The organism is Isoptericola sp. NPDC060185 (assembly GCF_042728595.1).
GTDB lineage: Bacteria > Actinomycetota > Actinomycetes > Actinomycetales > Cellulomonadaceae > Isoptericola.
On record NZ_JBHWYY010000034.1, the window covers coordinates 1 to 19,898 of the forward strand.

Sequence of the window (19,898 nt, forward strand, 5' to 3'; positions counted from 1 at the left end):
ACGACCCACCGCTACGTCAGCGTGCGGTGGTAGAAGACGACCGCCTGGACGCGGTCGCGCAGGTGCAGCTTGGACAGCACGTTGGACACGTGGGTCTTGACGGTGGCCTCGCCGAGGAACAGCTCCGCCGCGATCTCGGCGTTCGACATCCCCCGACCGACCAGCACGAGGACCTCCTTCTCGCGCGGGGTCAGCTGGTCCAGCCGCGGGTCGGACGGTCGGTCGGACGGTCGCAGGTCGGACGGTCGCGGGTCGGCGGACGAGCCTTCACCAGCCACCATCCGCTCGATGACGCGCCGGGTGACCTCGGGCGCCAGGAGCGCGTGCCCGGCCGCGACGGTGCGGACGGCGTCGACCAGCCGGTCGGCGTCGGAGTTCTTCAGCAGGAAGCCGGACGCGCCGGCGCGCAGGGCGTCGTCCACGTAGGCGTCGTCGTCGAAGGTGGTGAGGACCAGCACCCGGGCGAGGTCGGCGGCGACGATGCGGCGGGTGGCCTCGATGCCGTCCATGACCGGCATCTGCACGTCCATGAGGACGACGTCGGGGCGCAGGGCGCGCACCTGCTCCAGCGCCTGCGCGCCGTCGGCGGCCTCGCCGACCACCTCGACGTCGGGCTCGACGGACAGGATCATCGCGAAGCCGGAGCGCACCAGCTTCTGGTCGTCGACGAGGAGCACGCGCACGGGCGCGTTCGCGCTGGTCACGGGCGGCCGGAGGGCAGGGGCAGGCGCACGCGGACACGGTAGCCGCCGGTGGCGCGCGGCCCGACGTCGGCCAGCCCGCCGTGCGTCGCGACGCGCTCCCGCACGCCGACGAGCCCCAGGCCCGTGCCCGCGGACCCGGGCCGGGGGCGGCCGTCGTCGAGCACCTCGACCTCGGCGAAGCCGTGCGGGAAGCGGTGGGCGTCCGGGTCGTCGCGCCGCGCCGGGCGCCGGTCCACGCGCACGACGACGCGCGCGGACCGCGCCGTCGAGTGCTTGCGCACGTTGCTCAGCGCCTCCTGCGCGGTGCGGTAGAGGCTGAGGCCGAGGGGCCCGGGCACGTCGTCGACGGCGCCCGGCTCGGCGACCACGCGCACCTCGACGTCGAGCCCGCCCGTGGAGTCCGCGAGGCCGGCGACGTCGGCCAGGCCCGGCTCCGGCGCCCGCCCCGTCCCGCCGCCGGCGCCGTCGTCGCGGCCCTGGTCCTCGACGCCGCGCAGGGTGCCGAGCAGGCCGCGCATCTGGGTCACGGCCTCCCGTGACTCCCCCTCGATGGTGGCCAGCGGCGTCGCCGCAGCGGCGGGGTCGCCGGCGAGCATCCGGCGCGCGGCGGCGGCCTGGATCCCGATGACGGACACATGGTGCGCGACGACGTCGTGCAGCTCCCGCGCGATGCGCAGCCGCTCGGTGACGACGGCCTGCCGCTGCAGCTCCGCCGTCTGACGCTCGATCGTGGCGGCCTGCGCGGCGAGCTGCTCGCGCCGCCGGGCGCCGTGCCACATGAGCTGGCCCGCCACGACGGCCCCGTAGAAGTAGGCGACGTTGATGAGCAGGTTGTACGCGGTGAACGCCACGCCCGGGTCGACCAGGCCGGGCTGCTCGTCGGCCAGCCCCATCTGCTCGACGATGCCGTCGATGCCCGCCCCGACGGCGAACTGCCAGGCCAGCCAGCCGAACATCGCCAGCAGCGCGACGCCCACGACGACCGCCATCGCCTGCCGGTCGCGCGCCCACGCGACCGCGCTGAACAGCGCGACGAAGTAGACGACCTGCAGCGGCACCAGGATCGTCACCATGGGGACGGTCAGCCCCACCACGAGGAAGTGCAGGTACACCACGGACAGCACTGCCAGGGGGAACCGTCGCCGCCACATCAGCGGGGCGGCACCCAGGGCCGAGAGCAGGTAGAGCAGCCAGGTCGGGGCCGTCTCGTCCTCGAAGTACCCGAAGCTGCGGGCGAGCTCGGTGCCCACGAGCGAGGCGACGACGAACGCCGCGCCCAGCCACAGGTCGTTGCGGTAGGCGCGGGCCGGGTCGGCGGGCACGCGCTCCCACCCGGAGTCGATCCCCCACCAGTCGGAGAGGCGCGCGGTCCACGAGGCGCGGGGCTGGGGCATCCCGCCAGCCTAGAGACGGGAATGCGGTGGGCGCCTCCGCCGCGAGGTGGAAGTCTGGGCCCATGAGCCTCCCCGTACCGGCGGAATTCTGGATCTGCCGCACCTGCGCCGTCGAGCACGCCACCCGTCCGGACGTCTGCGCGATCTGCGCGGACGAGCGCCAGTGGGTGCCCGCGACCGGCCAGACCTGGACCACCCTCGAGGACCTGACGGCGGAGGGCTGCGCCGTCGAGGTCGCCGAGCTCGAGCCCGGCCTCCTCGCCCTGCACACCGCGCCCCACCTGGGCATCGGGCAGCAGGCCAAGGTGGTGCGCACGACGGCCGGCGCGCTGCTGTGGGACCCGCTCGGCTTCGTCGACGACGCGGGGGTGGCCGCGGTGGTTGACGCCGCCGCCGGCGGGGACGTGGTGATCGCCGCCAGCCACCCGCACATGTTCGGCGTGCAGGTGGAGTGGAGCCGGCGCCTCGCGGCGGCGACGGGGCGCGACGTCCCCGTGCTGGTCAGCGAGGCGGACGCCGGCTGGGTCGCCCGGCCGGACGCCGTCATCGAGACGTGGTCCCCCGGCGCGGACGGGGAGCGGGAGGTGCTGCCCGGCGTCTTCCTGAGCCAGCCGGGCGGCCACTTCCCCGGCTCCGCGGTGGTGCACTGGACGGGCGTCGACGGCTGCGGCGTGCTGCTCTCGGGAGACACGATCTTCGCCAACCCGGACCGCACGGCGAGCTTCATGCGCAGCTACCCCAACCGCATCCCCCTGTCGGCGGCGGTCGTGACGCGCGTCGCCGAGCACGTGGCGCGGCGGCCCTTCGACCGGCTCTACAACAACTTCGAGGGCGTGATCTCCGAGGACGCGCGCGACGTCGTCCTCCGCTCCGCGGAGCGGCACGCGGCGTGGGTGCGTGGTGACTTCGACCACCTCACGTGACCCGCGTGCGGTCGCGGTGGCGTCCCGCGGCTAGGCTCCCGTGACCGTGGCAACCATCGTGACCGGGCGGCAGCGCGCCGTGGGCGTGGCGCTCGCGATCGTCGCGGGGTTCGCCGCCGCCCTGCAGAGCCGCGTCAACGGGACCCTGGCCACCGAGACGGGCACGGCCTTCGGCACGGCCGCCCTGTCCTTCGGCTCCGGACTGGTGCTGCTGGCCCTCGCGCTCCCCTTCTCCCGCTCCGGCCGGGCCGCGCTGGGGCAGGTCGCGGCCGGCCTGCGCCGCGGCGGGCCCGGCGGCCTGCGCTGGTGGGAGTGCCTCGGCGGGCTCGGCGGCGCGTTCTACGTGATGTCGCAGGGGCTGACGGTCGACGCGCTCGGCGTGGCCGTGTTCACCATCGCGCTCGTGGCCGGTCAGTCGGTGAGCTCGCTGGTCATCGACCGGCTCGGGCTCGCCCCGGGCGGCGTGCGGCTCGTGACGCTGGGCCGCGCCCTCGGCCCGGTGCTGACGGTGGTCGCCGTCGTCGTGGTGTCGGGCGCGGGTGCGGCGACGGCCGCGCTGGGTCTGGCGCTCTTCCCCCTGGTGGCCGGCGTGCTGCAGTCGTTCCAGCAGGCGCTCAACGGCCGGGTCCGGGCGTCGGTGCGCCCTGCGGCGCCGCGGTCGGACGGTCGTGCCGCGCGCGACGGGGGCGTGCTCGCCGCCACCTTCGTCAGCTTCCTCGTCGGGACGGCGGCACTGCTGGTGGTGTTCGGGGTGTCGCTCGCCGTCGACGGCGCGCCCACCGGGTCCTTCCCGCCGGACCTGCTGCTCTACTCGGGCGGGCTGCTGGGCATCGTCTTCATCGCGCTCCAGGCAGCGGTCGTGCAGCGCATCGGGGTGCTGCTGCTCGGGCTGGGCATGATCGCCGGCCAGGTGGTCGGGGCGCTGGCGCTCGACCTCGCGTCCCCCGGAGCCGTCCCGCCCGGGCCCGCGACCTTCGCCGGCGCCGCCCTCACCCTGGTCGCCGTCGCCGTGCCCCTCGTCGAGGGCGCGCTGCGCCGCCACCGCTGAGCCCCTGCTCCCTGCCCCCGCACGACGGCGGCCGGCCCACCGCGAGGTGGACCGGCCGCCGGATCGTGCGTCAGCAGGTCAGAACTTCTCCTGCATCTGCGGGTTGAGGGACTTCAGGTTCGTCTTCGCCGACCCGTCGATCGCGTCGTCGATGTCGAACGTGTCGAACCCGATCCCCAGGTCGTTCGAGTAGGCGTAGCCGTTGTACCAGTAGGTGGACCACGTGCCACCGCTGGAGATGCCCGCGCCGCGGTCGAACCAGGCGACCTCGGTCGGGTGGGACGAGTCGGTGAAGTCCATCACCGAGACGCCGCCCTGGTACCAGGACTGGACCATGAGGTCCTTGCCCTCGACCGGGATCAGCGAGCCGTTGTGCGCCACGCAGTTCTCGGTGGCGTCGTTGATGCGCGGGATCTTGTAGTAGCTCTTCAGGACGAGCGTCTTGCCGTTCTTCCCGCCCTGCTTCACGTCCTTCTCGATGTCGTAGATGCCGTTGGCGCCGAGCTCCGGGGCGTACTCCCCGGTGCAGGTCGCCAGGCCGCCGCCGCCGAGCTCGTCGGTGAAGACGACCTTGGTGGCGTCGTTGTTGAAGGTGGCCGAGTGCCAGAACGCGAAGTTCTCGGTGTCGCGGACCGTGCTGATCACCTTCGGGTGGGCGCGGTCCTTGATGTCCATGAGGATGCCGTCGCCCATGCACGCGCCGGCGGCGATGTCCTTCTGCACGTAGGTGGTGATGTCGTGGCAGCCGGACGTCGCCGAGGCGCTGCGGGACCGGTCGCCCTCGTAGCCGCCCTCGGGGAACAGGTTCGGCGTGCCGACGAGCTCCGCCCCGGCCGGGTTCTGCACCGGGATCTTCACGACCGAGATGATGTCGTGCGGCGGCTGGCAGTCCGGATAGGACGAGCTGGGGCTGTACGACGACACGTAGACGTACAGGTCCTTGCCGTTCTTGGTCGGTGCCAGCGAGTGGGTGTGCGAGCCGCACGCCGTCTCGACCGACTGGACGTACTCGGGCTCGAGCGGGTCGGAGATGTCCCAGACCTTGATGCCCTCCCAGGCGTCCTTCTCCGTGGCGGGGCGGGTGGTCGAGGCGCACGAGTCGTCGCTGCGCGACGAGTCGGTGGACAGCACCAGGATGTCGCCGTAGACGGAGACGTCGTTCTGCGAGCCGGGGCAGTACACCTGGAGCGCCTGGACGGGCTCCTCCGGGTCGGACAGGTCGTAGACGGTGAATCCGTCGTAGTTGCCCGCGAACGCGTACTTGCCCTGGAACGCGATGTCCGAGCCGGTGCCCTGCAGGGCACCGTTCTTGGGGCTGTTGCTGAGGTGCTCGATGTTCGACGACGCCACCTCGCCCGGTGGGACGTCGGGGGCCAGGTCGTCGGCCGCGGAGGCCGGGGCCACGAGCCCCAGCGCCCCGGCCGTCAGTGCCAGCGAGAGGGCGACGCCGGCGGCGCCCCTCGCCCGTGAACTTCTCATCCGTGATCTCAGGGTTGAACGACGCACAGGCGCCACACCTCCTTGGTAGGTCACACTGAGTGTTGCCTGGAAGCATGCTCTCAACCAGGTGGGCGGGCATCTTTTTACGCGAAGGCAACATTCCCCACGAGAGGATCGTCAGGTGACCACAGGCCCCCAGCCCCTCCGCCGCCGCACCGCTCGCCGCCACGCCGCCCTGACCGGCGCGGTCGTGCTCGCCGTGATGCTCGCCGCCGGATGCACCGCCGCGCCGCCCGAGGCACCCGACGCGGCATCGACGCCGTCGTCCGACGTGCTCGCACCGGGGAAGCCCGGCGAGCCCGCCCGGACGATCGCCCCCGACGAGTACGAGGGCATGGGCGACGAGGACGTGGTGACCGACGCCGACGCCGACTTCATGACGCGGATGATCGGCCACCACGCCCAGGCCGTGGAGATGGCCCGGCTGGTCCCGGAGCGGTCCGCGTCGCAGCAGGTCGCGAAGCTCGCCGAGCGCGTCCGCCTGTCGCAGGAGGGCGAGATCCGGTACATGAGCCGGTGGCTCACCGACCACGACCTCCCCGTGCCCGCGGCGGCCTCGCCGTCGGCCGCGGGCGACGGGAGCGGGCCGCGCGCCCCCGGGACCCACGACCACGGCTCCATGCCCGGCATGCTCACCGACGCCGAGATGGCGGCCCTGGCGGACGCCGACGGCGCCACGTTCGACCGGATGTTCCTCGAGGGCATGATCACGCACCACGCGGGCGCGCTGACGATGGTCGAGGAGCTCAGCTCCGCCGGGCGCGACGAGACGGTCCAGGAGTTCTCCTCGAACGTCGCGGCGGACCAGATCGCGGAGATCGACCGGATGTCGCGGCTGCTCGACGAGCTGTAGCCCGGCTCAGCCGGCGCGGCCGACCTCCGCCACGAAGGCCCGCAGCAGCGGGGTGGCCCCGGACGAGCGCCAGACCAGCGCCCACCGCACCGGGGGCGCGCCGTCGAGCGGGAGGTACGTGACACCCGGCCACGGGTAGTAGCGGCGGCCCTCGTCGGGCACCGGGCACACGACCTTCCCGGCCGCGACGAGGGCGAGGATCTCCTGATAGGTGGCGGCGCCGGGGCCGCGGGGGACCTCCCGCCCGGCGGGCGTGCGCACGGGCAGCACCCCGGCCAGCCAGGACGACGGCGCCGACCCGCGGATCGCGGGGACGGCGTGGTCCGCGAGCGCCTCGATGTCCGCCCGGCCTTCCGCGGCCAGCGGGTGGTCCGTCGCCACGAGGAGGCGCAGCGGCTCCTCGCGCAGCACGGGACCCACGGAGAGGTCCGGCTCGGCGACGGGGAGCCACGTGGTGAGCAGGTCGACGTCGCCGCGCCGCAGGGCGTCGAACGGGTCGCTGAAGACGACCTCGTGGAAGCGCACCTCCGCACCGGGGTGGCGCGCGTGGAAGCGGGCGAGCACCGGCTCCAGCTCGTGCGCCTGGGCGCCCATGAAGCCGAGGGTCAGCGTCCCCGTCATCCGGCGGGCGGCGGCCGACGCGGCCGCGACGGCGGCACCGATCCCGTCGTAGGCGGGCCGCAGCCCGGCCTGGAGCACCCCGCCCACCGTCGTGAGCTCGACGCGGCGCGACGTCCGCTCGAACAGCGGCGCCCCGATGGCCCGCTCCTGCTTGCGGATCGCCTGGCTCACGCGGGACACCGAGACGTGCAGCCGTTCCGCCGTCCGGCCGAAGTGCAGCTCCTCCGCGAGCGTCAGGAAGATCTCGATCTCGCGCAGCTCCACGCCTCGTCACCCCTCGTCGCCCGCTCTCCGGGGCCCTCGATCGTGAACCCGGCGGTGAACGAGCGTAACGGGAACGGCCGTTGATCCGGGCCCCCGCGCGGCCGAGCCTGGAACCCCCACCGATCCCGGGACCAGGAGGAATGCCCATGCCCCATGCCCTCGCCGACGAGCCCGTCGCCCCCGCACGCGAGCACCGGCGCCGGCCGCGCCCCGCACCGCGCGACGTGCGAGCAGGCCGACCGCGCGGGCCCGGGCGGGGCGGACGGCGCGGGTCCACCCGGCACCGCGCGGCCCACCTGCACCGCCTGCCCCCGGCGTCGACGCGACGGCGCGCCCGGGCCACCGGCCCGGTACGCCAGGCCGGCGGCGAGGCCGAGCGCCGGACCGTGCCCGAGGCCGACGACGAGCCGGCGGCCGGCTCCGGCCTCGAGACCGGCCTCAGGGCGCGGTGACGAAGACGTCGAAGAGCTCGGGGTGGTGACCGTGCACCAGGACGGCGAAGACGACGGCGTCGAACAGCAGGTGCACGGTCACCACGTACGTCAGGCTCTTGTACCGGCTGAAGATCCAGCCCTGCACGAGGGCGAACGGCACCGTGAGCAGGGGGCCCCACTCGCGGTAGCCCAGCTCCCACAGGAACGACACGAAGATCGCCGCCTGCAGCACGTTCGCCGTCCACAGTCCGAAGTGGCGGCGCAGCAGGGCGAACACGGTGCACACGAAGAACAGCTCGTCCCAGATGCCCACGGCGTTGACGCCGACGAACAGCCGCGCCACGTCCTGGCCGCCGGTCAGCGGCGGCCAGTTGAGGTAGGCGCCGGAGCCGAGGAAGTACCAGGGCAGCACCAGGTAGCCGACGACCACCACGACGGCCAGGTACACGTACTGGCCGCCCGACCAGCGCCGGCCTGTCGCGACGGGGAAGCGCACCGCGCCCGCGCCGTCGTCGTCGCGGAACCAGAACCTCGACGCCGCCCAGGGCACCAGCACGGCCAGGGAGAGGACGACGGCGAAGCGCGCCATCCCGGCGTCGGACAGGTCCGCCTCGAGGGGGATCGTGGAGATGATGCCGAGCGCGACCGCGACCAGCGCGAGGTCGCGCCCGAGGCGCCGGTCCACGGCCAGCCCGACGGCGACGCCGGCCACGAGCGGCAGGTAGGCCAGCGGGCGCACGTGCACCGCGAACAGCAGCACCGCCGCCCCCGAGACGAGGCCCGCGGCGACGAGCCGCCAGGCGGTGGCGGGGGCACGGCGGGTGACGTCCATGGTCTCGCGAGGATATCCGGGAGCCTGCGTGGAAGAATCCGGGGCATGGTCGCGGGTCCCGGTGCGCACAACCGAGACGGGAGCGCGCACCGGTGACCTACGGACCAGCGATCGGGGCCCTCGTGGCGGCCGGGCTCGCGCGCCCCGTGGCGGACGCGTCGTTCGACCGCTTCGCGCGCCTCGTGCAGCGGCAGCTCGGCGTCCCCACCGCCCTCGTGACGCTCGTGCTGCCCGACTCCCAGGTCTACCCCGGCGCCCTGGGCCTGCCGGACCCGTACCAGGCCACCCGGCGCACCACGCTGTCCCAGCCCCTGTGCGGGGAGACCGTGCAGACCGGGCTCCCCCTGGTGGTCGAGGACCTGCGGGCCGACCCGCGGTTCGCGGGCCGGGAGACGGTGACCGAGCTCGGCATGGGCTCGTACGCCGGCTTCCCCATCTTCGACCGGCACGGCGCCGCCGTGGGGACCGTGTGCGCGCTCGACGTCGAGCCGCACGCGTGGAGCGACACCGACCTCGCGACCCTGGCCGACCTGGCCGCCGCGTGCACCGCCGAGCTGCGCCTGCGGCTGGAGCGGCAGCGGGCGCACCGTATCCAGCAGGTCGCCGTGCACGCCACGCGCCGCACCCGGATGCTGCTCGACCTCACCGACCGGTTCGCCGCCGCGACGACCCTGGACGAGATCGTGGACGCCCTGCGCGCGTCCGGGCCCGGGCTGGGGACCATCTGGGCGGCGCTCACCGTGGCCGACGGCAACGACGCCGGGCTCACCCTCGTCGAGCGCGACGGCATGTACCCGTACCTGCCGCGGCTGTGGAAGTACTCCGACCCGGGGGTGGCGTCGATCGCGCGCGCCCGCCGGCCGGCGTTCTACCGCGACGGATCGGCCGCGCTGCGCGACCTGCCGACCTTCGAGCCCTGGGTCGACCCGACGCTCGGCGGGCTGGCGCTGCTGCCGATGGTGGTGGACGACCGGCTGCTCGGCGTCGTCGTGCTCCAGTGGCGCGGGCCCCACGACCACGACGACGAGAGCCGCCGCACGGCCGCCACGCTCGCGTCGTGCGTGGCGCAGGCGCTGGTGCGCATCCGGGTCCTGGAGGACCGGCACCGCGTGGCCACGACGCTGCAGGCCGCGATGCTCACCGACCTGCCGCACGTGCCGTACCTCGAGCTCGCCTCCACGTACGCGTCGGCGACGCGCACCGACAAGGTGGGCGGCGACTGGTACGACGCCGTCGAGCTGGACCCGCGCTCCACGGTGCTGATGATCGGCGACGTGACCGGCCACGACATGCAGGCGGCCGCCCGGATGGGGCAGCTGCGCAGCATGCTGCGCACGCTGGCCTGGTACCAGGACGCGCCGCCCGCGCGCCTGCTGCGCGAGCTGGACCGCGCCAACCGGGGCCTCGGCCTCACGGCGACGGGCACGGCGACCGTCGCGCGGCTCGACCGCACGGGCCCCGGCGAGCCCGGCACCGGTGACGACGCGTGCCGCCTGTGGTGGTCCAGCGCCGGGCACCCGCGGCCGGTGGTCGTCCGCGCCGACGGGCACGTGGAGGAGCTGACCGGCCGGCCCGACCTCATGCTCGGCGTGGACCCGTCCGCGGCGCGCCGCGACCACGCCGCCGAGCTGCGCCCCGGCGACACCCTGCTGCTGTACACGGACGGGTTGGTCGAGTCGCGCACCGTCAGCTACGTGGAGCGGGTGCAGCGGCTGATCGGCGTCCTGGAGGAGCTGCGGGCCTGCCCGACGGCGGAGCTGCCGCAGGCGATCGTCGACCGGATGGTGCCCGGCACGCAGCGCGACGACGTCGCCGTGCTCGCGGCACGGGTGCGCTGAGCCCGCGGGGCGGCGTCAGCGGCGCGCGGCGCCCAGCTCGGCGAAGACGGCGCGGTTGAGGCGGAAGGCCTCCTGCGCCTCCGAGACGGCGAGGGCCACCTCGGTGTCGTCCAGCTCGATCCCGTCGAGGCGCTCCCGGTACAGGTCCTTGAACGGCTTCGCCTTCGGGATCTCGGGGAAGTCGTAGAACTCGAGGCCGGCCGTGGTCATGCCGTAGTGCCGCTGCATCATGCGCTGGATGACCTGGCCGCCCGAGAGGTCGCCGAGGTAGCGCGTGTAGGCGTGCGCGGCATAGCAGGCGACGTCGCCGCCGACCGCGTCGAGGCGCGCCACGTACCGGAGCGTCGCGGGCAGGACCCGGACGGCGTCGCGCCAGCCGGGGCCGTACAGGTGCGCCAGGTCGCGCTCGATGGCGGGCACGCGGGTGAGCTCGTCGAAGACGAGGTCCCGGCCCCGGGAATCCGCCCGCATCCGCTCGCTCGCGCGCTCCAGCGCCGTGTAGACCGCGTGCTGCTGCGCGGCGAGGTCGGCGTAGGCGGCGACGTCGAGCCGGCCCGCGAGGAGGTGCTCGACGAAGCCCTCCGACTCCGCCGCCGTGTGCTCGGCGCGCGTGCCCTCGCGCAGCCGGGTCGAGAGCGGGGCGACCTCCGCGAGCACGGTCATGGACGGACCTCCGGTCCTTCTGGCCGGGCGTCCGGCAATGTCGTCATGACGGGTTGTCACGACCTGGCGTCACCATAACAGCAGGACTTAGGGTTGCCTACCCTGATGTCGGCCGGTGGTCGGGCGCCGCCCTCGCGGGGCTGTCGGTGGCGGTGGGCAGTCTGGGCCGATGACGACGAGCGAGCTGCCCCCGGACGCCAAGGCCGTGCTGCACCGTTACCTGCGCGAGGCGCGCGAGGCGCTGCTGTGGAAGGTGGAGGGGCTGTCGGAACGGGAGGCGCGGATGCCGCGCACGCCCACCGGCACCAACCTGCTCGGGCTGGTCAAGCACGCGGCGACGGTGGAGATCGGCTACTTCGGCGACGTGTTCGGGCGGCCGTGGCCCCGCCCCGAGGACGCGCCGTGGCTCGCGGCGGCCGACGACCCCGACGCCGACGCCGACGCGCTCCAGGCCGAGTTCTTCGCCACCGCCGACGAGTCGGCCGCCCAGGTCGTGGACCTGTACCGGCAGGTGGCCGAGTTCGCCGACGCCACCATCGAGGCCCTGCCCCTCGACGCGCCCGGGCACGTCTGGTGGTGGGGCGACGGCGGCCGGGACGTCACGCTGCACCAGATCCTCGTGCACGTGACCACGGAGCTGAGCCGGCACGCCGGGCACGCCGACATCCTGCGGGAGGAGGCCGACGGCGCGGCCGGACTGCGGCCCGACAACGACAACCTCGCCCCCGGCCTCGACTACGCCGCGTTCACCGCCGCGCTGCGCCGCATCGCCGAGCAGTTCCCCGAGGAGGACCGATGACCGACGCCACCGACGACACCGACGATGGCACCGTCCCCACGATCAGCCAGGTGGTGCTCGACGCCACCGACGCGCGCGGGCTCGCGGAGTTCTACCGCGCGCTGTTCGGGCTCGCCTACCGGCCGGGCGACGAGCAGCCGGCGCCCGGCGAGCCTGACCCGCAGGGCGCGGACTGGCTGGTGCTGCGCAACCCGGGCGGCGTGCAGCTCGCCTTCCAGCAGGTGCCCGCGCTGCCGCCCGCCACGTGGCCGGAGGGCGCCGTGCCGCAGCAGCTGCACCTCGACGCGACGGTGCCCGACGTCGCCGCGCTGGACCGCCAGCACGCGCGCGCCCTCGCGCTCGGAGCGCGGCTGCTGCGGGACCGGTCCGACGACCCGGAGGAGCCGCTGCGGGTGTACGCCGACCCGGCGGGCCATCCGTTCTGCCTCTTCGTCGGGTGAGGTCTCGTCGGGTGAGGTCCGCGCCCGGCGTCCGTCTCGAGGGGTGACGACGCCGGAACGGGCGTAGTTTCCCGGTGACCGCCCGACGCCGGGCGTGGCCACAGTGTCGTGGCGGCCCGGCCCCGGAGGTCCCGCACGTCCGGACCGAGACGAAGGGTGCGCACCCATGCGCTTGCGAGACCGTTCCAGACTCCGGCTCGTCGCCGCCACCTCAGGCGTCGCACTGGCCCTCACCTCCTTCACCGCGGCGACGTCGTCCGCCGCGTCGACCGACCCCGACGACCTCCGGCCGGCGGACACCCAGCCGACGGTCACCTCCCGGGACGAGGGCGCGAAGTCGCCCTCGAGCGCCCTGGCGACGACGCCGAAGCGCCTGCTGTCCCTGGACTCCGCGAAGAAGATCCCGGTGATGGTGAAGTACGACGTGGAGCCCGTCGCCTCCTACACGGGCACCGTGCCGGGCTACGACGCGACCAGCCCGTCCGTCACCGGGAAGGCGCTGCGCGGCAAGGACGCCGACACGCGCCGGTACCGCGGGTACGTCAAGGACCAGGCGCGGGAGATCACCGCGGACGTCGAGGCCGCCGTGCCCGCCACGGACGTCGTCGCGACGTACGACACGGTCTACGGCGGCGTCGCCGCGCTGGTCCCCGGCAACGAGATCCCCGACCTGCTGAAGGTGCCGGGCGTCGTCGCCGTCCAGGAGAACACGCTCGAGAAGCCGCTCACGGACTCGAGCCCCGCGTTCATCGGCGCGCCCGCGGCCTACGAGGCGCTCGGCGGCGACAGCACCGCCGGCGACGGCCTGGTGCTCGGCAACATCGACACCGGCGTCTGGCCGGAGCACCCGTCGTTCGCCGACGACGGCGACCTCGCCCCGTACGACGGCCCCGCCGTCCCCTGCGACTTCGGCGAGGACCCGACGACGCCGGGCGACGACCCGTTCGTCTGCAACGACAAGCTGGTGGGCGGCTACTCGTTCACCGACCTGTACGACCAGCTCAACCCCGACGACTACCTCTACCGCGGCACGGCGCGCGACGCGGAGGGCCACGGCTCGCACACCTCGAGCACGAGCGCGGGCGGCGTCGTCGAGGACGTGCAGACCATCGGGCCGGAGATCGCGCGGATCCAGGGCATCGCGCCCGGCGCGAAGATCATCGAGTACAAGGCGCTCGGCCCGGGCGGCGGCTACACGTCCGACCTGGTCGGGGCGATCCAGCAGGCCGTGGTCGACCAGGTCGACGCCATCAACTACTCCATCTCGGGCGGCACGACCGTGGGCGACCCGGTCGAGCTCGCGTTCCTCGGCGCGTACGACGCGGGCGTCTTCGTCGCCGCATCGGCCGGGAACGACGGCCCGGGGGCCGCGACGGCGAACCACGTCAGCCCGTGGCTGACGACGGTGGCGGCCTCGACGCAGGACCGCGAGTTCTCGTCCACGATCTCGCTCACCGCCGGGAACGGCGACGTCTTCACGACCGACGGCGCGTCGATCGTGGCCGGCGTGCACGACCCGCTCCCCGTCGTGCAGGCGAGCGCCGCGCCGTACGGCGACGCGCTCTGCCGGGAGCCGGCCCCCGCCGGCACCTTCGACGGGAAGATCGTGGTGTGCGTGCGCGGCGAGAACGCCCGCGTGCTCAAGGGATACAACGTCGCGCAGGGCGGCGCGGCCGGCATGATCCTGGTCAACCCGTCGCTCGCCGACGTCGCCACCGACAACCACTTCCTGCCCGCCGTGCACGTGGCGGACGGGACGGACCTGCTGGCCTTCCTCGGCGCGCACCCCGACGTCAGCGGGTCGTTCACCGACGGCGCGCCGGCCCAGGGCCAGGGCGACGTCATGGCGGCGTTCAGCTCCCGCGGGCCGGCCGGCCCGTTCGTCAAGCCGGACGTCACCGCGCCGGGCGTGCAGATCCTCGCGGCCATGACCCCGACCCCGATGACCCCCGAGGGCGGCCCGGCCGGGGAGTACTACCAGGCCATCGCGGGCACCTCGATGTCGTCGCCGCACATCGCCGGCGTCGGCCTGCTGCTCAAGGCCGTGCACCCCGACTGGACGCCGGGGCAGATCAAGTCCGCCATCATGACCCAGGCCACCACCGACGTGGTCAAGGAGGACCTGACCACGCCCGCCGACCCGTTCGACATGGGCGCCGGGCGCGTCGACGTCGCCGCGTCCCTGAACCCGCCCGTGACGATCTCGGACACCACGGCGAACTTCGCCGCGCTGGCCGCCGACCCCGTGCACGCGGTGGACCTCAACATCCCGTCGGTCAACGCGCCGACCCTGCCGGGCCGGGTCACCACCACCCGCACCCTGCAGAACACGTCGGGCCGCACGATCGTCGTCCGCCCGAAGGCCGAGGCCCCGGACGGCTCGAGGATCACGGTGAAGCCGGGCGTGGCGACGGTGCGCGCCGGCGGGAGCGTGTCGTTCGACATCACGATCACGGACACCTCGGCGAGCGGCGAGCAGAAGTTCGGCGCGGTCACGTTTCGCACCCCGCGGGGCGACGCGCGGATCCCCGTGGCGTTCGTCCCCACCCAGGGCAACGTGACCCTGGACCAGTCGTGCGACGAGGCGTCGATCCGGGCGAAGCAGGACGTCACGTGCACCGTGACTGCCACGAACCTGTCGTTCAACGACCAGTCCGTGACGTCCACGACCACCGGCAAGGGCGCCCTCCAGGGCTCGCGCACCGTGACCGCGACGCTCAGCGGAGCCGAGCTGGGCGTGCCGGGCGTGGCCGACGTGCCCGACGGGTCCCCCGCCGGCTACCTCGACCTGGCGGCGTTCGGGATCGCCCCGACGTCCGTGGGCGACGAGTCGGTCGTCAACTTCACGGTGCCGGCGTTCGTCTACAACGGGCGCACGTACACGAGGGTCGCGGTGGACTCCAACGGCTACCTCGTGGCCGGGGGCGGCACGTCGCAGGACAACAACTGCTGCGACCTGCCGGGCGGCCCGTCGCCGGAACGCCCGAACGACGTCCTCGCGCCGTTCTGGACCGACCTCAACAGCGTGGCGGGCGACGGCACCGCCGCCGAGGGCGTCCGCGTCGGGTCGCTCACCGACGGGGTGAACAGCTGGCTCGTCTTCCAGTGGGACATGTACGTCTGGGGCACCCAGGACGCTCGCACCTTCCAGGTGTGGGTCGGCACCAACGGCACCCAGGACGTCTCGTTCACCTACCCCGGGCCCATGGCGGACCCGGCCGGTCAGGCGTTCCTCGTCGGGGCGGAGAACGCCGCCGGCGCGGGCGACATGGTCGCCGAGCTGCCCGACGGCACGGACAAGGTGGTCACGTCGACCGACCCGACCCCGGGCGGCACGCTCACCTACGACGTCACACTGCGTGGCGCACGACCCGGTGACGGCGTCGTGCACACGGAGCTCGTCGCCGACGAGGTGCCGGGCGTGACGGTCGTCGACACCCCCGTGAGGGTGACGCCGCCGAAGAAGCACTGACGGCGGCGGTCGGCAGCGGCCGGCGGCGAGGTGGGGGGACAATGGTCCCGTGCAGTGCCCCCACTTCGACGCCGGCCGCTGCCACTCGTGCACCCTCCTCGCGACGCCGTACCCCACGCAGGTCGCCGAGAAGGAGGCGCACGTGCGGGCCCTGCTCGCCGACGACGGCGTGGCGTGGCTGCCCGCCGTGACCGGCCCCGAGTCCGGGTTCCGCAACAAGGCCAAGATGGTGGTCAGCGGCACCGTGGAGGAGCCGGTGCTCGGCATCCTCGGCTCCGCGGCCGGGCCGTTCGCCGGCCAGGGAATCGACCTCACGGACTGCGGCCTCTACCCGCCCGCCCTTCAGGACGCGTTCCCCGCGCTCGCCGGGCTGGTCACGCGAGCGCGCCTGCAGCCCTACGACGCGACGTCGCCGTCGCGCGGCGCCCGCCGCCGCGAGACCCCGCGGGAGTCGGCGTGGCGCGGGGAGCTCAAGCACGTGCTCGTCACCCTGTCCGCCGACGGGGAGCTCATGGTCCGGTTCGTGCTGCGCAGCCAGGAGCCCGTCGCCCGACTCCGCAAGCACCTGCCTTGGCTGCTGGCCGAGCTGCCGCAGGTCGCGGTGGTGAGCGTCAACGTGCAGCCCGCGCACGCGGCCGTCCTCGAGGGCGAGCAGGAGATCGTGCTCACCGAGCGGCAGGCGCTGCCCATGCGGCTCGACGGGATCACCCTGCACCTGCGCCCGCAGAGCTTCTTCCAGACCAACACCGCCGTCGCCACCGCCCTGTACGCGCAGGCCCGCGAGTGGGTCGACGAGGTCGCGCCCGCGTCGCTGTGGGACCTGTACTGCGGCGTCGGCGGGTTCGCGCTGCACTGCGCGGCGCCGGGCCGCGCCGTCACCGGCATCGAGATCTCCGCGGAGGCGATCGCCAGCGCCACCACGACGCGGGACGAGCTCGCCCACCTGCCCGCGGACGCCGCCGTCGGCGCCCGCGACGCGGCGTGGTGGGCCGACGCCGTCCGCGACGTGCGGTTCGCCGCCGGGGACGCGACGACGTTCGCCCGCGACGGCGGGGCGCCCGCCCCCGAGCTGGTCGTGGTCAACCCGCCCCGGCGCGGCATCGGCGCCGACCTGTCGCGCTGGCTGGAGGCCTCCGACGCCACGCACGTGCTCTACTCCAGCTGCAACGCCGTGACCCTCGCCGAGGACCTGGCCCGCATGCCTTCCCTGCGGCCGCGGCGCGCCCGCCTGCTCGACATGTTCCCGCAGACCGGGCACTACGAGGTGCTCGTGCTGCTCGAACGGGCGGCCGCGGCCGCCTGAGCGAGGGCGGTCCCGGACGACCCGACCTGGCGTGCCGGGTCAGCAGGTCTGCAGCCAGCCCGGCCAGATACCGGTGCGCACCAGGGAGACCGACGGCGCGACGTCGGCCGGGGCATCCACCGTCACGTCGACCGTGGCGGCCTGGTAGTGCCGCGACGAGACGTACCAGCTGCCGTCACGGCACTCTCGCGCGCGCAGCCAGCCCCGCGACGTCGCGACGGAGACGACGTCCACCTCGTCCTGGTCCGGCGTCACGCGGAAGACACCGCGCAGCCCCGGCAGGTCCGCCTTGACGGTGGACCGCACCGGGTCCGGGTCCGGCGTCGGGGTGGGCGTCGGTGTGGGTGTCGTCGTCGGCTTCGACGTGGGGGTCGAGGTGGGGGTCGACGTCGGCGTGGGCTCGCCCGTCGGCGACGTCGTCGGGCTCGGGTCGGCCGTCGGCGTGGTGGTGGGCGTCGTCGGCGAGGTGGTCGACGGCGAGCTGGGCGTCGTCGTGCCCGGCGTCGTCGGCGGCGTGGTGCCCGGCGTCGCGGGCGTCGTCGTGCCCGGAGTGGTGTCCGGCGTGGTCGGCGGCGTCGTGGCCGGGGCGGTGGGCCCGGCGTCTCCGGGGTGCGCGGTCTCGCCGGCCGGGGGCGGGTCCTCGGGCACGGTGGTGGCGTCGGGCTCCGGGTCGGCCGGGGCCGCGGGCGTCGCCGCGCTGCCGGGCGCGGCGGCCTCGACCGAGGACGTCGGGGTCGGCGCGACCGGACCGGCGGCGGGGGAGCCCCCGCCGCCGCCGGCGAGCACGACGGCGGTGGCGACTGCCGCCACGGCCACCCCCGCGACGGTGCCGGCGGCGATCAGTCCGCCCTTGCCGAGGTGGGCGAGCTCGAGGACGGCCGCCTTGGCCCACCCGGCCACGACGGCGAACGCGGCGCCGACCGGGCCCGACCAGGCGAGCACCCCGGCGCCGGCCGTGCCGGCGCCGAGCGCGCCCACGACCAGGGGGGCGCTGCCCGCGACCGTGCCCGCAGCCGTCCCCGCCAGGAGGAGGGGGCCGGCGTCGCGCACGGCCCAGCCCGTCTCGCGGACGTCGATGAAGGCGCGCATGCAGCCCTGGCAGGCGAACAGGTGCGCCTCCAGCACCGTGCGCCGCACGGGCGAGAGCCGGTGGCGCACGTAGGAGTGCAGGGACCGACGCGTGTCCAGGCAGCCGGGCGGGCAGGCGCGGGCGTGCGCGGCCGCGAACGCCGCGGCCAGCCGCTCCTCCGCACGCCGCAGCCGGTGCAGCACCGCGCGGGCGTGCACGCCCAGCTCGGCGGCGATCGCGGCGGCCTCGCGGCCCAGCACGTGCCGGTCCCACAGCAGCTGCTGGTCGTCGAACGGCAGGGTGGCGAGCACGGTGCGCAGCACGGACGGGTCCACGCTCCCGGCGGCGCCCGGCCCGTCGGCGCGGCCCTCCGCCGTCGCGGCCTCGCGCATCCGCGCGATCGCGTCGTCGACGGCTGCCCGGCCCGCGGGCGCGTCGCCGTCGTGCGTCGTGGTCACGCAGCGCCCTCGTTCCTGCCGATCCGTGTGCGGTCCCGGCGCGGTCCCGGGCCCGTCGCCGGGGGACATGATCGCAGCGTCGTGCGGGGCGATGGCAAATCCCCTGGCGGCGATGCTGCCCGGCGGATCTTCTACTCGGGTTCCCCGGTCGTCGTGGGGTCGTCGGTGGGCGTCGGCTCGGTGGGCGTCGGCTCCGTCGTCGTCGGGTCGGGCGTCGGCTCGTCGGTCGGGGCGGTGGTCGTCGGGTCGGGGTCCGGCTCCGCGGGGGGCTCGGTGGTGCGGTCCGGCGTCGGCGTGCTCGTCGTCGGCGTGGTGCGCGTGGGCCGCGGCGTGGACGCGGGCGAGGTGGGCGTGGAGGTCGTCGGCGCCGAGGTGGTGCTGTCGTCGGCCGGCTCGACGACGGTGTCGCCGTCGAGGCCCGGGTCGGCCGCCTCCTCGGTCGGCGTCGGGGTCGCCGACGGGTCGCCGGTCGACTCCTCCGGGGTCGCGCCCGACGGGCCCGGCTCCGTCGCCCCGGGCCCGGAGGTCGCGCCGGGGGACGCCGGGAGCTCCGTCCGGGCCAGCGGCGTCGTCGACGACGGCGTGGGGGTCGGCAGCTCCGGCCCCTCCCCGCCGCCGCCGAGCGCGACCGCGACGGCCGCGACGGTGCCCGCGGCCAGGGTGCCGGCGGCGATGAGCCACGCCCGGCGGCCGTTCACCGACCGCGCGCCCGGCCGCCGCTCCCCCGGCAGGTCCGCGGCGAGCGGGGCGGCCGAGGCGGCATTGCCCGCGACCGCCGCCGGGCCGGCGTCGCGCAGCGCCCAGGCGGGGTCCCGCACGTCCACGACGGCGCGCAGGCAGCCCACGCACCCGACGAGGTGGTCCTCCAGCTCCGTCGCGCGGGCGGGGGCGAGGCGGCGGTGCGCGTAGTCGTCCAGGGCGAGGCGGGTGTCGCGGCAGCCCGGCGGGCAGTCGTGGGCGTGGGCGGCGGCGAGCGCGGCGCCCAGGCGTTCCTCGGCCCGCGCGAGGTGACGCTCCACCGCGCGCTGCGAGGACCCGTGCGCGCTCGCGAGGACGCTCGTCGCCTGGCGACGCAGGTGCCGGTCGCGCAGCAGGCCCTGGTCGTCGGGCGGCAGGGTCGCGAGCGCCGCGCGCAGGACGTCGGGGTCCGCGGTGCCGGCGGCGCCGGGCCCGCCCCCGCGGCCCGCCGCGGCGTCGACGAGGCGGATCCTGCGGATCGCGTCGTCGGCGACGCCGTGGTGCACGGGCGCGTCGTCGCCGTGGCTCGCGCTCACGAGGCGCCC

General features: G+C 75.1%; 17 protein-coding genes. 9 read left to right on the plus strand and 8 right to left on the minus strand.

The features are described from left to right. Positions 1-11: 11 nt before the first annotated feature. Together ACFWDO_RS12435 and ACFWDO_RS12440 are read right to left on the minus strand one after the other, a co-directional pair. Entirely contained in the window at positions 12-632 is a 621-nt protein-coding gene (locus tag ACFWDO_RS12435; RefSeq protein WP_380326795.1) for a response regulator, read from the minus strand. Positions 633-700: 68 nt separating this feature from the next. Beyond that, positions 701-2,098: a sensor histidine kinase gene (locus tag ACFWDO_RS12440; protein ID WP_380326792.1), complete on the minus strand. Its 1,398-nt coding sequence runs from the start codon at positions 2,096-2,098 to the stop codon at positions 701-703. Positions 2,099-2,160: 62 nt separating this feature from the next. On the opposite strand from ACFWDO_RS12440, the gene ACFWDO_RS12445 reads away from it, so the two are divergent. Together ACFWDO_RS12445 and ACFWDO_RS12450 are read left to right on the plus strand one after the other, a co-directional pair. Next, positions 2,161-3,021 (plus strand): hydrolase, encoded by an 861-nt coding sequence (locus tag ACFWDO_RS12445; protein WP_380326789.1) that lies wholly within the window; start codon positions 2,161-2,163, stop codon positions 3,019-3,021. Positions 3,022-3,067: 46 nt separating this feature from the next. Further along, positions 3,068-4,069: a DMT family transporter gene (locus ACFWDO_RS12450; protein ID WP_380346968.1), complete on the plus strand. Its 1,002-nt coding sequence runs from the start codon at positions 3,068-3,070 to the stop codon at positions 4,067-4,069. 78 nt (positions 4,070-4,147) lie between these two features. On the opposite strand, the gene ACFWDO_RS12455 is transcribed toward ACFWDO_RS12450, so the two are convergent. Continuing rightward, positions 4,148-5,548 carry an LVIVD repeat-containing protein gene (locus ACFWDO_RS12455; protein WP_380317209.1) on the minus strand — a complete coding sequence of 467 codons (1,401 nt, stop codon included), beginning with the start codon at positions 5,546-5,548 and terminating at the stop codon, positions 4,148-4,150. A gap of 142 nt (positions 5,549-5,690) precedes the next feature. On the opposite strand from ACFWDO_RS12455, the gene ACFWDO_RS12460 reads away from it, so the two are divergent. After that, positions 5,691-6,422: a DUF305 domain-containing protein gene (locus tag ACFWDO_RS12460; RefSeq protein WP_380317206.1), complete on the plus strand. Its 732-nt coding sequence runs from the start codon at positions 5,691-5,693 to the stop codon at positions 6,420-6,422. A gap of 6 nt (positions 6,423-6,428) precedes the next feature. On the opposite strand, the gene ACFWDO_RS12465 is transcribed toward ACFWDO_RS12460, so the two are convergent. After that, positions 6,429-7,307: a LysR family transcriptional regulator gene (locus ACFWDO_RS12465; protein ID WP_380317203.1), complete on the minus strand. Its 879-nt coding sequence runs from the start codon at positions 7,305-7,307 to the stop codon at positions 6,429-6,431. Positions 7,308-7,453: 146 nt separating this feature from the next. Here ACFWDO_RS12465 and ACFWDO_RS12470 point away from each other — a divergent pair, with 146 nt between their 5' ends. Beyond that, positions 7,454-7,759, plus strand: coding sequence for a hypothetical protein (locus ACFWDO_RS12470; RefSeq protein WP_380317200.1), 306 nt, complete (start codon positions 7,454-7,456; stop codon positions 7,757-7,759). On the opposite strand, the gene ACFWDO_RS12475 is transcribed toward ACFWDO_RS12470, so the two are convergent. Next, positions 7,746-8,573, minus strand: a complete 828-nt coding sequence (locus tag ACFWDO_RS12475) for a type II CAAX prenyl endopeptidase Rce1 family protein (RefSeq protein WP_380317197.1) — start codon at positions 8,571-8,573, stop codon at positions 7,746-7,748. The two genes, ACFWDO_RS12470 and ACFWDO_RS12475, sit on opposite strands and share 14 nt — an antisense overlap. 92 nt (positions 8,574-8,665) lie before the next feature. On the opposite strand from ACFWDO_RS12475, the gene ACFWDO_RS12480 reads away from it, so the two are divergent. Further along, entirely contained in the window at positions 8,666-10,411 is a 1,746-nt protein-coding gene (locus tag ACFWDO_RS12480) for a SpoIIE family protein phosphatase (RefSeq protein WP_380317194.1), read from the plus strand. 15 nt (positions 10,412-10,426) lie between these two features. Here the strand turns inward: ACFWDO_RS12480 and ACFWDO_RS12485 are convergent, their stop codons facing one another. Next, a complete protein-coding gene (locus tag ACFWDO_RS12485) occupies positions 10,427-11,074 on the minus strand; it encodes a heme oxygenase (biliverdin-producing) (RefSeq protein ID WP_380317191.1) in 648 nt (215 codons plus the stop codon). A 169-nt stretch (positions 11,075-11,243) separates the two neighbouring features. On the opposite strand from ACFWDO_RS12485, the gene ACFWDO_RS12490 reads away from it, so the two are divergent. The 4 genes from ACFWDO_RS12490 to rlmC all read left to right on the plus strand — a co-directional run bounded on the left by ACFWDO_RS12490 (position 11,244) and on the right by rlmC (position 17,088). Then, the gene (locus ACFWDO_RS12490; protein ID WP_380317188.1) at positions 11,244-11,873 is read left to right on the plus strand and encodes a DinB family protein; all 630 of its coding nucleotides are present in this window, start codon (positions 11,244-11,246) and stop codon (positions 11,871-11,873) included. After that, entirely contained in the window at positions 11,870-12,313 is a 444-nt protein-coding gene (locus ACFWDO_RS12495; RefSeq protein WP_380317186.1) for a VOC family protein, read from the plus strand. The genes ACFWDO_RS12490 and ACFWDO_RS12495 overlap by 4 nt, the downstream gene beginning before the upstream one ends. Before the next feature lie 166 nt (positions 12,314-12,479). Beyond that, complete coding sequence (locus ACFWDO_RS12500) at positions 12,480-15,785, plus strand: S8 family serine peptidase (RefSeq protein WP_380317183.1); 3,306 nt, start codon at positions 12,480-12,482, stop codon at positions 15,783-15,785. 49 nt (positions 15,786-15,834) lie between these two features. Then, a complete protein-coding gene (gene rlmC, locus ACFWDO_RS12505) occupies positions 15,835-17,088 on the plus strand; it encodes a 23S rRNA (uracil(747)-C(5))-methyltransferase RlmC (RefSeq protein WP_380317180.1) in 1,254 nt (417 codons plus the stop codon). 39 nt (positions 17,089-17,127) lie between these two features. Here rlmC and ACFWDO_RS12510 read toward each other — a convergent pair whose 3' ends face one another. Both ACFWDO_RS12510 and ACFWDO_RS12515 read right to left on the minus strand, forming a co-directional pair. After that, complete coding sequence (locus tag ACFWDO_RS12510) at positions 17,128-18,615, minus strand: zf-HC2 domain-containing protein (protein WP_380317177.1); 1,488 nt, start codon at positions 18,613-18,615, stop codon at positions 17,128-17,130. A 131-nt stretch (positions 18,616-18,746) separates the two neighbouring features. Beyond that, on the minus strand, positions 18,747-19,889 hold the full coding sequence (locus tag ACFWDO_RS12515) for a hypothetical protein (RefSeq protein WP_380317175.1): 1,143 nt from the start codon (positions 19,887-19,889) through the stop codon (positions 18,747-18,749). Between the last annotated feature and the right edge of the window lie 9 nt (positions 19,890-19,898).

Coding starts and splice junctions, on each gene's coding strand:
- ACFWDO_RS12435 (WP_380326795.1), bottom strand. CDS start 632: ATGATCCTGTCCGTCGAGCCCGACGTCGAGGTGGTCGGCGAGGCCGCC.
- ACFWDO_RS12440 (WP_380326792.1), bottom strand. CDS start 2,098: ATGCCCCAGCCCCGCGCCTCGTGGACCGCGCGCCTCTCCGACTGGTGG.
- ACFWDO_RS12445 (WP_380326789.1), top strand. CDS start 2,161: ATGAGCCTCCCCGTACCGGCGGAATTCTGGATCTGCCGCACCTGCGCC.
- ACFWDO_RS12455 (WP_380317209.1), bottom strand. CDS start 5,548: ATGAGAAGTTCACGGGCGAGGGGCGCCGCCGGCGTCGCCCTCTCGCTG.
- ACFWDO_RS12470 (WP_380317200.1), top strand. CDS start 7,454: ATGCCCCATGCCCTCGCCGACGAGCCCGTCGCCCCCGCACGCGAGCAC.
- ACFWDO_RS12475 (WP_380317197.1), bottom strand. CDS start 8,573: ATGGACGTCACCCGCCGTGCCCCCGCCACCGCCTGGCGGCTCGTCGCC.
- ACFWDO_RS12485 (WP_380317191.1), bottom strand. CDS start 11,074: ATGACCGTGCTCGCGGAGGTCGCCCCGCTCTCGACCCGGCTGCGCGAG.
- ACFWDO_RS12490 (WP_380317188.1), top strand. CDS start 11,244: ATGACGACGAGCGAGCTGCCCCCGGACGCCAAGGCCGTGCTGCACCGT.
- ACFWDO_RS12495 (WP_380317186.1), top strand. CDS start 11,870: ATGACCGACGCCACCGACGACACCGACGATGGCACCGTCCCCACGATC.
- ACFWDO_RS12500 (WP_380317183.1), top strand. CDS start 12,480: ATGCGCTTGCGAGACCGTTCCAGACTCCGGCTCGTCGCCGCCACCTCA.